The sequence below is a fragment of the Nocardia speluncae NBRC 108251 genome (assembly GCF_001613245.1).
GTDB classification, from domain to species: Bacteria; Actinomycetota; Actinomycetes; order Mycobacteriales; family Mycobacteriaceae; genus Nocardia; species Nocardia speluncae.
The window spans coordinates 34,861-49,131 of sequence record NZ_BDBZ01000036.1; the positions used below are offsets into that span (position 1 = coordinate 34,861).

13 protein-coding genes are annotated in these 14,271 nt (G+C 67.4%); 9 read left to right on the forward strand and 4 right to left on the reverse strand.

Annotated features, from left to right (window positions below; genetic code table 11):
* The first annotated feature begins 25 nt into the window (after nt 1-25).
* Nucleotides 26-508, forward strand: coding sequence for a nuclear transport factor 2 family protein (locus NS6_RS26645; RefSeq protein WP_068047161.1), 483 nt, complete (start codon nt 26-28; stop codon nt 506-508).
* 3 nt (nt 509-511) lie between these two features.
* Here NS6_RS26645 and NS6_RS26650 read toward each other — a convergent pair whose 3' ends face one another.
* Nucleotides 512-1,552, reverse strand: coding sequence for an NAD(P)-dependent alcohol dehydrogenase (locus NS6_RS26650; RefSeq protein ID WP_068047164.1), 1,041 nt, complete (start codon nt 1,550-1,552; stop codon nt 512-514).
* Nucleotides 1,553-1,725: 173 nt separating this feature from the next.
* Between NS6_RS26650 and NS6_RS26655 the strand changes: the two genes are divergently transcribed.
* From NS6_RS26655 to NS6_RS26680, 6 genes are all read left to right on the forward strand, one after another.
* Nucleotides 1,726-3,069 (forward strand): flavin-containing monooxygenase, encoded by a 1,344-nt coding sequence (locus NS6_RS26655; protein ID WP_068047167.1) that lies wholly within the window; start codon nt 1,726-1,728, stop codon nt 3,067-3,069.
* On the forward strand, nt 3,069-3,728 hold the full coding sequence (locus tag NS6_RS26660) for a TetR/AcrR family transcriptional regulator (RefSeq protein ID WP_068047170.1): 660 nt from the start codon (nt 3,069-3,071) through the stop codon (nt 3,726-3,728). Before NS6_RS26655 ends, NS6_RS26660 begins: the two co-directional genes overlap by 1 nt.
* Entirely contained in the window at nt 3,706-4,701 is a 996-nt protein-coding gene (locus NS6_RS26665) for an alpha/beta hydrolase (RefSeq protein WP_068047175.1), read from the forward strand. Before NS6_RS26660 ends, NS6_RS26665 begins: the two co-directional genes overlap by 23 nt.
* 348 nt (nt 4,702-5,049) lie before the next feature.
* Nucleotides 5,050-5,274: a hypothetical protein gene (locus NS6_RS26670; protein ID WP_068047178.1), complete on the forward strand. Its 225-nt coding sequence runs from the start codon at nt 5,050-5,052 to the stop codon at nt 5,272-5,274.
* Nucleotides 5,271-6,569: a hypothetical protein gene (locus NS6_RS26675; protein WP_068047181.1), complete on the forward strand. Its 1,299-nt coding sequence runs from the start codon at nt 5,271-5,273 to the stop codon at nt 6,567-6,569. The genes NS6_RS26670 and NS6_RS26675 overlap by 4 nt, the downstream gene beginning before the upstream one ends.
* 171 nt (nt 6,570-6,740) lie before the next feature.
* A complete protein-coding gene (locus tag NS6_RS26680; protein ID WP_068047711.1) occupies nt 6,741-7,241 on the forward strand; it encodes a L,D-transpeptidase in 501 nt (166 codons plus the stop codon).
* Between the two features lie 238 nt (nt 7,242-7,479).
* Here NS6_RS26680 and NS6_RS26685 read toward each other — a convergent pair whose 3' ends face one another.
* Both NS6_RS26685 and NS6_RS26690 read right to left on the reverse strand, forming a co-directional pair.
* Entirely contained in the window at nt 7,480-7,731 is a 252-nt protein-coding gene (locus NS6_RS26685) for a hypothetical protein (RefSeq protein ID WP_068047184.1), read from the reverse strand.
* A gap of 10 nt (nt 7,732-7,741) precedes the next feature.
* The gene (locus NS6_RS26690) at nt 7,742-9,472 is read right to left on the reverse strand and encodes a sodium:solute symporter family protein (protein ID WP_068047187.1); all 1,731 of its coding nucleotides are present in this window, start codon (nt 9,470-9,472) and stop codon (nt 7,742-7,744) included.
* A gap of 357 nt (nt 9,473-9,829) precedes the next feature.
* Between NS6_RS26690 and NS6_RS26695 the strand changes: the two genes are divergently transcribed.
* The gene (locus NS6_RS26695) at nt 9,830-12,400 is read left to right on the forward strand and encodes a hypothetical protein (protein WP_157112964.1); all 2,571 of its coding nucleotides are present in this window, start codon (nt 9,830-9,832) and stop codon (nt 12,398-12,400) included.
* Between the two features lie 29 nt (nt 12,401-12,429).
* On the opposite strand, the gene NS6_RS26700 is transcribed toward NS6_RS26695, so the two are convergent.
* On the reverse strand, nt 12,430-13,311 hold the full coding sequence (locus NS6_RS26700) for an alpha/beta fold hydrolase (RefSeq protein WP_068047196.1): 882 nt from the start codon (nt 13,309-13,311) through the stop codon (nt 12,430-12,432).
* 184 nt (nt 13,312-13,495) lie between these two features.
* On the opposite strand from NS6_RS26700, the gene NS6_RS26705 reads away from it, so the two are divergent.
* Nucleotides 13,496-14,251, forward strand: a complete 756-nt coding sequence (locus NS6_RS26705) for an SDR family oxidoreductase (RefSeq protein ID WP_068047714.1) — start codon at nt 13,496-13,498, stop codon at nt 14,249-14,251.
* Nucleotides 14,252-14,271 lie beyond the last annotated feature (20 nt).

Genomic DNA, 14,271 nt, shown 5'->3' on the forward strand with positions numbered 1-14,271 from the left:
CGACCGTTCATGTCAAGGTGACCCCATGGATCTGCAGGCAGTCGAACAAATCCGCACCCTCAAGTACCGATACTTCCGGACTCTGGACCTGAAACAGTGGGACGATTTCGCCGCCACCCTGGACCCGGAGATCGAGGCCCGCTACGGCACGCACGTGATGGGCAAGGAGCTCGCCTTCGACAGCCGCGAGGCGGTGGTCGAGTTCATGCGCAAGAACACCGGGCCGAGCATCGTGACCACCCATGTCGCCAACCATCCGGAGATCGTCGTCGACGGTGACACCGCGACAGGAAGCTGGCTGTTCGAGGATACGGTGATCGCCACCGAGTTCAATGTCCTGATCCGGGGCTCCGGGTACTACACCGACCGGTACCGCAAAGGCGAGGACGGTATCTGGCGGATCGCCGCGACGTCCTATGTCCGGATCTATGAATCCTCCCAATCGCTGGCCGATACGCCCAGTCACGCCCTGATCAGCAATATGTGGGCACCGGCCCGCGAAAAGTAAGGTTCACGGTACGAGGACCGCGCGTCCGCGGATACGTCCCTGCTCCAGCAGCACGTAGGCGTTTGCGCCGTCCTCCAGCGCGAACTGTTGCGTACGGACCTCGATACTGCCCGCCCGGGCGAGTGCGACGCTGTCGATGAGATCGCGTTTGGTGCCCCCGTAGGATTTGCGGACGGTCGCGCCCCACGGCAGCCCGGGGCCGCCCGCGGGACCGGCGGTGATTCCGGGATCCCCGTCGCCCAGGCCGATCATCCGGTATGCGCCGTTGGGGCCGACGCTGCGCACTGCGAGCTGGGCGGTGGCGTCCACCCCGACGAAATCGAATACCGCTTCGGCGCCACGCCCGCCGGTCAGCTCCAGGATCCGGTCGGCGGTATCGGCAGTCGCCGCCAGCACCTCGTGTGCCCCGCATTCGACGGCCAGGTCCCGTTTATCGGGGTCGGTATCCACCGCGACGATCCGGGTCGCGGTGAGGGCGCGCAGGATCTGGATTCCGACATGGCCCAGGCCGCCGGCGCCGATCACCACCGCGGTCGACCCGGGATACAGCTGATCGCGGGCGCCGCGGATGGCGTGATAACTGGTGAGCGCGGCATCGGCCAGCGGTGCCGCGGCCACGAAATCCATATCGCCGATGGGCACGAACGAACCGGCGGGGACGGCCACATATTCGGCCATACCGCCATCGGGGCCCAGGCCGGGGCAGGGCGGCATGGCGACCCGGCCCGCCGCCCGGCACACGTTCTCGTTCCCGCTCGCGCATTCCGGACATTTCCCGCACGACCAGCACAGATACACAATCCCGCGTTCGCCGGTCGTATGCCCTTCTGCCCGGTCGCCCAGCGCGGCGATCGTCCCCGCGATTTCGTGGCCGAGGATCAGCGGTTCATCGCGGACCTTGAACGGCAGGTGCAGGACGTGCAGGTCGGAATGGCAGATTCCCGAGGCGCCGACCCGGATCAGCAGCTCACCCGGGCCGGGTTCGGGTATCGGCACATCGCGTATCTCGAGCCGGCCGGGTTCGGTGAGTTGCAAGGCGCGCATGGGTTTTCCTTCGGCTCCGGCTGCTATGACGTGTCTCACAAAGTAGGCCCGACAGCGGGCGACTGACAAGGGTCGATATTTCTTGACACGCGTCAAATGTGACCCTACGGTTCGGGTGACCGGTGTCACTGTCGGCCGGTCTCCGTCGGGCGACGGAACATGCAGGAGGTGCCATGCCGAACCCCACCGTCGCGGTCATCGGGGCCGGAATCAGCGGTTTGACCACCGGAAAGATGCTCGGCGACTACGGGACCGCCTACACCTGCTTCGAATCCTCGGACCGGATCGGCGGCAACTGGGCCTTCGGTAATCCGAACGGGCATTCCAGCGCGTACCGATCCCTGCATATCGATACCTCGAAGTACCAGCTGTCGTTCCGGGACTATCCGATGCCGGGTTCCTATCCCGATTTCCCGCACCACAGTCTGATCAAGGAGTATCTCGAGGGCTATGCCACGGCCTTCGACCTGAAACGGTCCATCGAATTCGGCAACGGTGTCCGGCACGCCCGCCCCGTCGGTGACGGCTGGGAAATCGCGACCGAGACCGGCGAGAACCGGGCGTTCGACTTCCTGGTCGTCGCCAACGGCCACCATTGGGATCCCCGGTTCCCCGATTTTCCGGGCGAATTCACCGGGCAGGCCATCCATTCCCACGCCTACATCGACCCGCGGACCCCACTGGACCTCTACGGTAAGCGCATCCTGATCGTCGGCATCGGTAACAGCGCCGCCGATATCGTCGTCGAACTGTCCTCCCGGGCGATGGACAACGATGTCTGGCTGTCCACCCGGTCCAGTGCGTGGGTGGTGCCGAAGTATTTCGCCGGCACCCCAGCGGACCGCTATTTCCGCACCGTGCCTTATGTTCCGCTGTCCTGGCAGCGCAAACTCGTCCAGACCTTCACCCCCTATATCTCGGGCGACCCGGTGAAATACGGATTGCCCGCGCCGAACCACAAATTCTTCGAGGCCCACCCAACCCAATCCGTGGAACTGCCGCTGCGGCTGGGTTCCGGCGATGTGGTGGCCAAACCCGATGTGCGCCGACTCGACGGCGAGACCGTGCATTTCGCCGACGGGACGCACAAGGATTTCGACGTCATCATCTATTGCACCGGCTACAACATCACTTTCCCGTTCTTCGACCCCGAATTCATCAGCGCGCCGGACAACCGGATCGACCTGTACAAACGCATATTCAAACCCGGCGTGGACCGTCTCGCGTTCGCCGGTTTCGCGCAGCCTTTTCCCACCCTGTTCCCGTTCGTGGAATGCCAGGCCCGGCTGATCGCGGCCTACGCGGCCGGTTACTACCGGCCGCCGCCGCAGGAGGCGATGCTCCGGGGCATCGAAGAGGACCGGCGGCGCTTCACCGGGCATATCGTGGACCGCCCCCGGCATACCCAGCAGCTGGACTACTTCGTCTACGAACGCGATCTGCGGCTCACCGAGATACCCGCCGGCCTGCGCCGGGCCCGCGCGCACGACGGATACCCGGCCGGGCAGGCCGGCTGATGGCCCGCTCGCGTACCGACCGGCGCGGACCCCCGCGCGGCGAACAGCGCCGGGAGGCACTACTGGTGGCGCTGGACGAACTGTTGCGCGATAACGGGGGCCGGCTCGAAGCCGTCGATATCGCCGAGATCTCCCGGCGGGCCGGGCTGACCCGCTCGGCCTTCTACTTCTATTTCGAGAACAAGGCCGCCGCCGTGGGGGCCGCCCTGGAGGACATCTACCGGGAAGTGTTCGCGGTCAACGATATCCTCGTCGGCCCCGGGGAACCGGCGGATCGGATCGAACGCACGATCCGCGGTCTGGTGGATTTCTGGGACCGCCACCGGTATCTCTACAGCGCCGTCCTCGACGCGCGCAGCGCCTCGGCAGCGGTACGCGAGATCTGGGAATCCGAACGTCAGGCATTCATCCCCTCGATAGCGGCCATGATCGACGACGAACGCCGGGCGGGCCGTGCGCCCGCCGGTGGTGACGCGGCCACGCTTGCCGATGTCCTGCTCCTGCTCAACGAGCGCCTGCTCGAGCGTCTCACCCTGGGGGCCGAACTCGACCGGGAACGCTATATCGAATCGGTGGTCACGGTCTGGCTGCGCTCGATCTACGCACCCGCCGAACCCACCACCGCGAGGAATCGTTATGACTCTGCCCCATCCGCCTGAACCGGCCCCCGTAGCCGGTCCCGCCGAACTGACCTTCGTTTCCGGTAACGACCGGTGTCATGCCTGGTATTTCGCGGCTGATTCCACCGAGCTCGAGCGCCCGGCCGGACGGCCGGTTGCGGTGATGGCACACGGTTTCGGCGGTACCAAGGATTCCGGACTCGAACCGTTCGCCCGCGCCTATGCGTGCGCCGGGATCGACGTACTCGCCTTCGATTTCCGGTACTTCGGCGCCAGCGGCGGCTACCCGCGGCAGCGGGTCCGGATGGCGGACCAGCTCGCCGACTACCGGGCGGCGGTTGCCGCGGCCGCCGAACTTCCGGGGGTCGACGCGAGCCGGATCGTACTGTGGGGTGTCTCGCTCTCCGGGGGGCATGTCTTCGCTGCGGCCGCGGCGGCCCGGGCTACTCCGGAGAAATCGGCCACCGCGCGGACCGCGCTCGCCGCGGTCGTCTCGCTGACTCCGCTGGTGGACGGCCGCGCCGCGGCGGTGCTCGCGATCCGATCCGGTGGAGTGCCGGCAACCCTGCGGGGCGCCGGCGCCGCTGTGCGCCGGCAGTGGGGCGCGGTGACCGGCGGGCCGGGTCTGATCCCGCTGGTCGGCCGCCCCGGGGAGGCGGCGGCGCTGGCGCTGGCGGGCTGGTACGAGTCCTACCACGCCCTGGCCGGGCCCACCTGGCGTAACGAAATCGACGCGAGTGTGCTGCCACAGTTGGCCGGCTACCGCCCGGCCCGGGCGGCCGCCGGTGTGCAGCTGCCGGTTCTGGTTCAGATCGCCGATTTCGACCGTGGTGCGCCCCCGGATGCCGCGTCGAAGGCCGCGTTCGCCGCGCGCGCCGAGGTCCGGCACTACCCCTGCGACCATTTCGGGGTGTGGCCGGGGAACTCCTACTTCGAACCGGCCGTCCGCCATCAGCTGATGTTCCTGCGTCGCCACCTCACGTCCGACCCGCCGGAACCGGCGTCGACATAGATAGCCGAGTTTCCCGGACAGCGGGCGGCCAGGGGACAGTCCGGACGCCGGCTGGTCGGACAGGCGGCGGCCGGGGGTAATCGGCTGATTCCGGCGTGGATCTCGCGCAGGTCCGGCGACCCCGGAAGCGGATCCCGCAGCCGGCGGCGTTCACGCAGAGTGGCAACAAAGCCTGCGGTAGCGTCACGCGTACCCCACATGATGTGAGACACGACAAATTGCAGGCAGGTAACACCAGATGTGAATGCCCTTACGGTCATGAGGATTCGGCATATCGTCGTGCGGGTAATACACGGGACCGGCGGTGGTTTCGCGGCCGTCGGCCCGCGAGTGAGACACAGGAGCAGAATGAGTGCCAAAACCGAACTCGTCCGCGAACTGAACGGACCCACCGCAGCCTCGGAGATGCTCTCCGACCAGGAGATCGAGGATCTGCTCGGACTGTTCCGCAGCGCCCAGCAACAAGAAAAGGAACTGCTCATCGAGGCGGTCAACGGCATGATCCGCTTCTTCCCGCCACCGTTCAAAACGATCACGCGCCGGATCATGTTCGGGGATCTACTCGAGCGATGAGCGATCTGGTCACCCGCGCGCAGATGATCCTGCTCGCGCGCACACTTCATGTTCCTGTCGAACGGATCGCCTATCTGGAACGGCTCGGCTCCGAACACCTGCACGAACTCGAACAGCGAATTTCCGGGCGGATCTTCGAGTACCACGGCGAGATGTTCAAACGTATCGGCCGCCTGATCCCGATCATCCCCTTGCAGGTGTCGCTGCCCCTGGTGCAGCGCATCGTGCCACCCATGATGACCGGTCGCGCTGCCGGCGCCGTCGGCGTCGAGTACCCCGACGCCGCCGCCGATACGCTCACCATGCTCAAAACCGAGTACGCGGCGGACTGCACACCGTACGTGGACCCCAAGGCGCTCGGCGAACTGGGCGATATCATGGCGGCCGAGCCGCTGGTCGCAATCGTGAACGAGGTCCTGCGCCGCAAGGACCACATCACGGCCGGGCCGTTCCTCGAGTACGCCTCACCGAAGATGGTCGAAGCCGTCGAACGCGGGACTCTCGACGACGAAGGCATCATCTTCTCCGCCGCCTACGCCTACTCCACGTCCGCCGTCAGCAACATACTGCGCCAGTTGCTGGATGGCGGATCACAGCGGATTCCGCGGATGATGGAGAACGTCCTGGCCGGCTCGCCGGAACTGCAGGAGGCCGCGGTCTCGGTGATGTCGCGCGCGGAAGCGGATGTGGTCTTCCGGATCGGCGATATCCTGTTGTCCCTGGCCACTCCGGAAGCCCTGGGCAAACTCGCGGCGCACACCATCCAGCGGGGCGCAGCGCCGGAACTGATGACCTTCGTATCCAAATTCGGTCAGCCCGGGCTGCAGCGGATGGCGATGAACCCGATCTTCGCCAATACCGCCGCGCTCATCGCCATCGTCGAATCGTTGATCGTCGCGTTCAAACCCGGCCCGTGGAAAGGGCTGCTGCTGCTGGCCCAGCGAAGCCACCCCGATGTGCAACGGTATGTCGCCGGGCTGGTCGCCCGGATGCCGGTGGAGCAGATCTCCGAGCTGCCCTCGGTAGCCAACGCCGACGATCTGTGGCCCGAACTGCTGCGTTTGCTGGCCGTTGCCGAGGAGCCCGCGCAGCGCCGAATCGGCGTGGTGTGGGCGCAGCTGCCGGCGGAGCGGCGCGCCGGCCTGCATCGGCGAATAGCGGAGCTCGAGTTGGAAAGCCGGCTGGCCGGGATCGTCCACGAGGTCCCCAACGTCTCGGTGGAGGAGGTGTTCTACCAGCGTCGGCGGCGCATCCGGCGTCGTGGCGCGGCCTCCGACAGCTGGAGTGTGGCCTGATCGGTGGGCCGTATCCGCCGCGGATTTCCGCCTGGAGTCGGCGCGTCTCCGGCGAATGCGGCCCATGAATCATCGAACTTCAGTACCGTCGAATCGTTCTCTTTGATCTTCGCTCCGGATTTGCTGGCCCCGCCGGATCGGCGGCGGATCGAGAAAAGAGGTCGGTACGAGATGAGCAACGGAAATTTCCTCCCCCGGATGCGCCGGATGGCCGCGCTCGCCGGGGTCGCGGCGGCGGTCCTGGCCCCGGCGGCACCTGTCCTCGCCGAGCCGCTGTGGCCCAATGGGCCCAACGTCCCCGGGGTGCCGGCGATCATCCCGGGGCAAGCCCCCTGCTCAACGGCGGCGCGGGCCTGCCTGCGGCTGTCGACGAACGAGGTCTGGCTGATGGACAACGGCAAAGTGGCCTACGGGCCGACGCCGATGTCACACGGCATGGACGGCTATGAGACCCCGCCCGGCGTATTCGACGTGGACTTCAAACGCCCGTACCACTGGAGCACCATGCACCATGCCCCGATGCATTACGCGGTGTTCTTCAACGGCGATATCGCCTTCCACATCGGGCCGGTGGAACATAAATCGCACGGCTGCATCCGGCTGACCGAGCCGGGCGCGGTCGCGGTCTACCACTATCTGAACCCCGGTGACGTGGTCGAAGTGGTCCCCTGACCGGAGTGCCGACGCCGGGCGGGGCCCGGAGTATCCGACCCGGTCATCGATGTGCTCGCGCGATTTCGTACGCTTGGTCGATGTGGATCATCGTGGCTGTATCAATCGTCAGTTGTCTGCTCATCGCCGTCGGCTTCGCGCTCGGCCTGCCGGACTGACACCGATTCGGCCGGTCGGAAACGCTACCGGTTCGCTGCGCGCGGACCGGTAGCTGTCGTTCCGGCGTCGAATACCGGGATCAGTCCCGGCCGGGCGCCGATTCGCTCTCGGCTTCGAGTGCCGGCCGGTCGACGGCTACCGGGCGAAGCCGGGCCCATGCCAAGAAGGCGACGGCCACGGCGAGCATGCCCAGGCCTGCCCACAGGTTCACATTGATACCGCCGGTTTTGGCTTCTTCGGCGGCGGTGTCGTGGACCAGCCCGGTGATCACCAGGACAATGCCGTAGAGGCCGAGCAGGCCGCCCACGATGGTGCGGATATCGAAGAGCACGGTCGTTGTCCTATCGAGTCGCGATATTGAGGATGATCACGAGCACCAGCGCGATACCCGCCAGCAGCACCGGCCGCTGATACCAGGGCAGGGTGGCGGCTTCCGGGTCGGTGCGCAGTTCGCGCGGCGTCTCCGAATACACCAGCCCCACGAGTTCGGCGGCGGGTTTGGGCGCCGTCACCATGGTGACGGCCACACTGACCACGATATCCACCACGAAGGCGGCGCCGGCCGCGACGAAGCTGACACCCTGGCCGGACAGCGAGAACACGCCTGTCTCGTTCAGCACGAATATCGTGACCGCGACCGCGGTACCGGCCACCAGGCCTGTCCAACCGGCGGTCGGGGTCATCCGTTTCCAGAACATGCCGAGGATGAAGGTCGCGAACAAGGGTGCGTTGAAGAAGCTGAACAGGGTTTGCAGGTAGTCCATGATGTTGCTGAACCCGCCCGCGATGAACGCGGTGAAGATCGCCGCGACGGTGGCGCCCACGGTCGCCAGCCGGCCGACCGTCAGATAGTAGGAATCGGAACGGTCCTTGACCACGTACTGCTGCCACAGGTCGATACTGAACACCGTGTTGAAGGCCGAGACATTGGCCGCCATCCCGGCCATGAAGGCCGCCAGCAGACCGGCCAGACCCACACCCAGCAGGCCGTTGGGCAGTACTTCCTTCATCAGGTACAGCAACGCCTGGTTGTAGGTGACATCGCTGTCCACATCCGGGTTCGCGGTGACGGCCTGCTTGTATTCGGCCATCTGCGGGACCAGTACGGCGCTGATCATGCCGGGAATGATCACGATCAGCGGGATCAGGATCTTCGGGTAGGCGCCGATGATCGGTGTGCGGCGGGCGGCGGAGATGGAATGTGTTGCCAGCGCGCGCTGGACCTCGACGAAGTTGGTGGTCCAGTAACCGAAGGAGAGTACGAAACCCAGGCCGAAGACGATGCCGAGGATGGACAGGAAATCGTTGGCGAAACCGGACAGGGCGTTACCGGGCCAGGAATCCAGCTGCGCGGCGCCGCCGGGGGACGCCGTCACCTTGTCCTCCAGCCCGGACCAGCCGCCCACCCGGTGCAGACCGATCAGCGTGAGCGGCAGCAGGGCGGCCACGATGACGAAGAACTGCAGCACTTCGTTGTAGATCGCCGCCGACAGGCCACCGAGGGTGATGTAGGAGAGCACGATCACCGCCGCCGCGATCACCGCGACCCATAGCGGCCAGCCCAGCAGCACATTGAGAATGGTGCCGAGCAGATACAGGTTGACCCCGGCGATGAGCACCTGGGCGACCGCGAAACTCAGCGCGTTCACCAGATGTGCGCCGGTACCGAAGCGGCGCCGCATGAACTCCGGCACGCTGCGCACCTTGGAGCCGTAGTAGAACGGCATCATCACCACGCCCAGGAACAGCATGGCCGGCACCGCGCCGATCCAGAAGTAGTGGAAGGCGGGGAACCCGTACTCCGCGCCGTTGGCCGACATACCCATGATCTCGACGGCACCCAGATTGGCCGAGATGAACGCCAGGCCCGTCACCCAGGCGGGCAGGGACCGCCCGGACAGGAAGAAGTCCATACTCGAGGAGATGCGTTTGCGGGCCATTAGGCCGATACCGAGGACGAAGACGAAATAGAGCGCGACTATCGCGTAGTCGACGGCTTGGGCGTCGAGTCGCAGCACCTCACCTTCCGCGACAGTGGAGACGACTTCCTGGGAAACTTCGAACTGCGGCATACGACGTTCTCCTCGAAGCGGCCACGGGCAACCGCGTGCGTTCACCGCATCGGCACCACCGATGGCCGGCCGCACTACCAGATCGGCTCTGGTACCTGAAACGTACCGCGCGTGATGGCGGCTCGGGCCGTGTTGATCAAAGCTGGGCGTGTCCGTCGCGGGGCTGTATCCCGACGGCCCGGATGATATGCACAAATGCGTACGCATGCGTGCGGGTGCAGGCTCTCGTGCGCGGTGCCGCGTATTGCTACCATTGACGACGGCGCATCCAAACACGTTGTGCGCCAGAGGATTAGACCGTCCCCTGGCGCCGGTGTGGCGTGCGTGGGTTTCGTGGTCACCGAAGTAGGGGTTGCCGTGATTGTACGCGTGCAGAGCGCCGAATTGTCCGGCGTGCAGCGGTTCGTTCTCCGCCTGATCGGCGACTGGGGTGCAGGTTCCGAACGTGTCGGCGGTATCGCCCTGCTCGGTTGTCCGTTGCCGCGGCCGCGTCGCCGCTCCACCACGACGGCCGACCTGCTGATCTGGACCCCGTACGGGTGCACGCTGGTACTGCTGGCGGATTTCGGATCGGTCCAGCACGGCGTACTGGACACCCCATCGGCCGGTCGATGGCAGGTCGGTGAACGTGCCGCGGATCTTCGGACCGGATCCGGCGCTGTCAATCCGCTGCACCGGGCCCGCCGCCAGCGAGCCGAACTGGCGGCGGTGTTCCGCCGGGCCGGGGTGCCCGAACAGATCGAACTGCTCGTGGTCCTCATCCCGAAAACCGGATCGCGCATCACCTGGAACCGGCCGCCACAGGAGCCGGGCGAAGAAACGATCATGGTCCGGATCGGGCAATCGACGGGTTTCGCCGAGTATTTCCAGCGCCCGCCCGACCGGCCGGTGCGCTGGCGCGCCGCCGATATAGCCCAGGCATTCTCGGCACTCGGCGTACCGCTGTCCGCGCCCGATCCTGCGGAAGCAGCGGACGAAGGGTTTGTGGTGACGGCGGCCGATACCATGATCGGCGCGCCCACCCCGGCGCAGCCTGCGAGCCCGTCGCGGAAAGCGGGAGTTCCGCTGTTCGGAGGTGCCCGCCGCCGAGCGGCACAGCCGGACATCGTGTTTCCCGGACCGGTGGTCGACGGAGCGGCCGAACGTGCGGAATACGCCGAGGCCGCGCCCGGTCCCGGAGCAACCGGGATCCCCGAAAAACGAGCACTCCAGGGCACCGCCCCGAGCTATCGGGTCGACCGGGAACCGGCTTCCGGTCGTGCGGAGGCATCCGGTGAGCGGCCCCCAATGGCTTCCGTTCCGTGGCACGGCCATTCGGGTGCATCCGTGAGCGAGTTCGATACGACCGGCTTCGACGGGGCGGATGCGGACGCGGACATCCAGCAGAGCAGTTCGGCGGAGCGATCGGTGGTGCCCGGTCGCCCGGGGTCACAGGAGACCACGGGGGACTACGGCGAAACCGGTTCGGAGCGGCTGCCCGGGACACTATCGGAGCGCACGAGTCCACCGGTGTCCGAAGTGCTCTCACAAAGGCAGCCGGCAGCGCAGACAGCCGGTGGGCAGGAGCCCGCGGCAGCTGTGGCAGATCCGGCGGATGTGGTTGTTTCGGGCCCCCGCCCGGCGCCGGGGCCGCGGCACTCGGGCGCGCGGCTCGGCGCGGCGTCGCCGGTGGAGCGGCCACTGCCGGCCGCGGGGCCCCGGTCGTATTCCGAGGCAACGGACATCTTCGCGACGCGGGCTCCTATCGACGGGGCCCCTGTGGGTCATGCCCCCGTCGAGCACCCCGCGGAGCATGCCCCGGAGGGGCCGGGTTCTTGGGGGCGGTCGCCGGAGCGGTTCTCGGACCGGGCGCTGGGATCCACGGCAGCCGATAACCGGTCCCGGCGGAAGACGGGCGCAGTGCGGATGAGCGGCCTGCGCGACCGGCTGCTCCGGACCGCCGCGGGAGCGGAAGATGCTCCGCGTCCGTATCCTTTCGGCGCGGCGGTGCATGGGGAAGGCTCGGCAGAGGAGCCCCGAACCGGTGCGGGAACAGCCCGTGCAGGGGTTTCGACCGGCGGCCCGGCCGAACAGCCGGAGACCGGGGCTCCCGGGCCCGGAGTAAGCAGGTCCGCACAGGTTGCGGGACGTGTCGAGCGGGGGCTCACCGGCTTTCGGCAGGTACGGGACCGGAGGCGAGACCGCGGCATGGTCGCGCGAACGGCAGGCGGTCCGCGGCGGCCGGACCATGAGCAGGTAGCGGATCCGCAAGCATCGGTGCACCGTAGGCGGGGGGCCGTGGCCGGGAGACCGGGAGAGAAGGGCGGCGGTGGCCGTGGTGCGCGGTATGCGGCGGCGGTCGGGGCGACGGGAGCGGTGCTGGCGGTGGCGGCCGGAACGGTGTTCGCGGCCTCCGGGTTCGCCCGGTTCGAGGTGGCAGAATACGGGGCCCTCTGCCGGGGCGGGGGCGGTACGACGGTCGCCGCGCCGTATGCAGTGGCCGGGCCCAGCCCCGTGCATCTTGCCGGGAAGCTGTCCGAGATCAGCACGTTCGGGCCGTCCGCGGTGTGGCACCCCGTCGACGCGCGGTCGGTGCAGCTGGTGGCCTGCGTATCGGAGGGGCGGCTCGGGCAGCTCGTGCGGACCTGCCAGTACCCGCCCGCGCCCGATCAACCGGTCGGCCGGACGCTGAATCTGTTCACGATGGCGTACCGGCTCAGCGTGTACGAGGCCAGGACCGGGAACCGGCTGGCGGCAATCGACCTCACTGGTGAACAGTTCGCGGCGGATCCGGCGGTAACCGAACCGGACGAATGCCGGGCGGCCGGCGGAGCGCCGGAGGAGGGGCTGCCGGGCCGGCGGCACAGCCGGTTATCGCATCAGCAGATCCAGCGTGCACTTGCCCCGTTCGTGACTCCGGCGGCTCCTCACATCCAGGCGGCTCGCTGACCGGTCCACCGATCGGTCGGAGCGCGGTCTCAGGAGCTCCCGGGGCGATCGAGAACCGCGCGCAGGACGGCAGCGAACGCCTCGGGCTCGCCGGCCATCCCGAATTCGCCGCCGGTGAAGCCCGCGTGCCCACCCGGGAAGGCGACGGCCTCGCTGTCGAGGGCGGCGGCGAAGGCGACCGCGGCACGGGCACACAGTTCGCCAGCTGAAGCCCGGCCGGTACCGAGCACGATCCGGGTGGGTGCGGCGGTGAGTGCCGCGGGATCGTGTTCGTGGCCGCAGCAGGAGAGCAGATGCGGGCCCACCATCGGGTCATCGCGGGAACCGTCGTCGGCTGCGGGCAGGCCGAACTGGGCGGGGTCGGGCGCGGGCCGGTCGGTGTAGTCAGCGGGCAGCGGGCCTCGCTGCGAGATCAGGGTGATGAATTTCGCCATGGCGGGGCCGAGCCCGGCGCGCTTATAGGTGGCGGTGATATCGGTGGAGACGGCCAGTATCCGGTCGCGGTCGGGCAGGAACTGGGCGGCCGGCGGTTCGTGTGCCACCAGGGTGCGCACCAGCTCACCGTGCCGGGCCACCAGCGCGAGACCGTTGACCGCGCCGCCACTGCTGCCGAAGATATCCACCGGTCCGGCCGCCAGTGCTTCGATGATGCGACGGATATCGTCCGAGTGTTCCTCGGGCGTGCCGGAGCTGGTGCCGTCGTCACGGGTGCTGCGGCCGATACCGCGCGGGTCATAGGTCACCACCGGCCGGTCGGTGAAGTATTGCGCCAGGGAGCCGAAGCCGGTGGCCGCCATCGGGGAGCCCACCATCAGTAACGGCATCCGTTCACGTCCGTGCAGGTCGCCGCGGATATCGTAGGTGAGGGTTGTGCCGGAGGCGGCCAGCGTGCGGGTTTCGATATCGGTCATCGCAGTCCTTCGGGAGTCGGGACATCTATACAGACGATGCGGGCGGCGGGAAGTGATCGGTGGGTTGGCGGCGCCGGCCCGGTACGGTTTCGGGCGAGCCGAGTGATCGTCGCGCACTACGCTCGGACCTGTCGTCCACCGCCGCGCCGTGACCGGTACGGCCGACCCCGGGAGAGGCACCACCGTGGCTACAGGTTCGATTCTCATCACCGGCGCCAGTTCGGGTCTGGGGGCCGAGATGGCGCGCCAGTTCGCCGCCCTCGGCTATGAGCTGGCCCTGTGTGCCCGCCGGACCGAACGACTCGACGAACTCGCCGCCGAGATCACCGGCGTGTATCCGGCGGTGCGGGTCCGGACGGCTGCCCTGGACGTCACCGATTTCGATGCCGTACCTCGAGTGTTCGACGAGTTCGCCGCCGAGTTCGGTCGTCTGGACCGGGTGATCGTCAACGCCGGCCTGGGAAAGGGCGTGCCCTTCGGGAAAGGCGGTGAGCGGCCGAACCGGCAGACCGCGATCACCAATTTCCTCGGTGCCATGGCGCAGATGGAGGCCGCCATGAAGATTTTTCGCGCGCAGGGCGGGGGTCACCTCGTGGTGATTTCCTCGATTTCCGCGGTGCGCGGGATGCCCAAGACGATGACCAGTTACGCGGCGAGTAAGGCCGGTGTGGCGGCGATGGCCGAAGGTATTGCTGCGGAAGGTGTTCCGGGGGTGGATGTTTCCATTGTCTTCCCGGGGTATATCGCTTCGGAGATGAACGAGAAGGCCGCCCATCCGCCGAAATTTCTCGTCGATACCCCGACCGGGGTGCGTTCGATGGTGTCGGCGATCGAGAAGCGCCGGTTCAAGGCCTACACCCCCGCGTGGCCATGGGTTCCGTTCGGTTACGCAATGAAAGTACTGCCCCTGTCGATCGTGCGCCGGCTCGCCGGTATCTGACCGGCGCTCCGGCCGCGCCT

Coding starts and splice junctions, on each gene's coding strand:
- NS6_RS26690 (WP_068047187.1), bottom strand. CDS start 9,472: ATGCCGCAGTTCGAAGTTTCCCAGGAAGTCGTCTCCACTGTCGCGGAA.
- NS6_RS26665 (WP_068047175.1), top strand. CDS start 3,706: ATGACTCTGCCCCATCCGCCTGAACCGGCCCCCGTAGCCGGTCCCGCC.
- NS6_RS26670 (WP_068047178.1), top strand. CDS start 5,050: ATGAGTGCCAAAACCGAACTCGTCCGCGAACTGAACGGACCCACCGCA.
- NS6_RS26650 (WP_068047164.1), bottom strand. CDS start 1,552: ATGCGCGCCTTGCAACTCACCGAACCCGGCCGGCTCGAGATACGCGAT.
- NS6_RS26660 (WP_068047170.1), top strand. CDS start 3,069: ATGGCCCGCTCGCGTACCGACCGGCGCGGACCCCCGCGCGGCGAACAG.
- NS6_RS26680 (WP_068047711.1), top strand. CDS start 6,741: ATGAGCAACGGAAATTTCCTCCCCCGGATGCGCCGGATGGCCGCGCTC.
- NS6_RS26700 (WP_068047196.1), bottom strand. CDS start 13,311: ATGACCGATATCGAAACCCGCACGCTGGCCGCCTCCGGCACAACCCTC.
- NS6_RS26675 (WP_068047181.1), top strand. CDS start 5,271: ATGAGCGATCTGGTCACCCGCGCGCAGATGATCCTGCTCGCGCGCACA.
- NS6_RS26645 (WP_068047161.1), top strand. CDS start 26: ATGGATCTGCAGGCAGTCGAACAAATCCGCACCCTCAAGTACCGATAC.
- NS6_RS26655 (WP_068047167.1), top strand. CDS start 1,726: ATGCCGAACCCCACCGTCGCGGTCATCGGGGCCGGAATCAGCGGTTTG.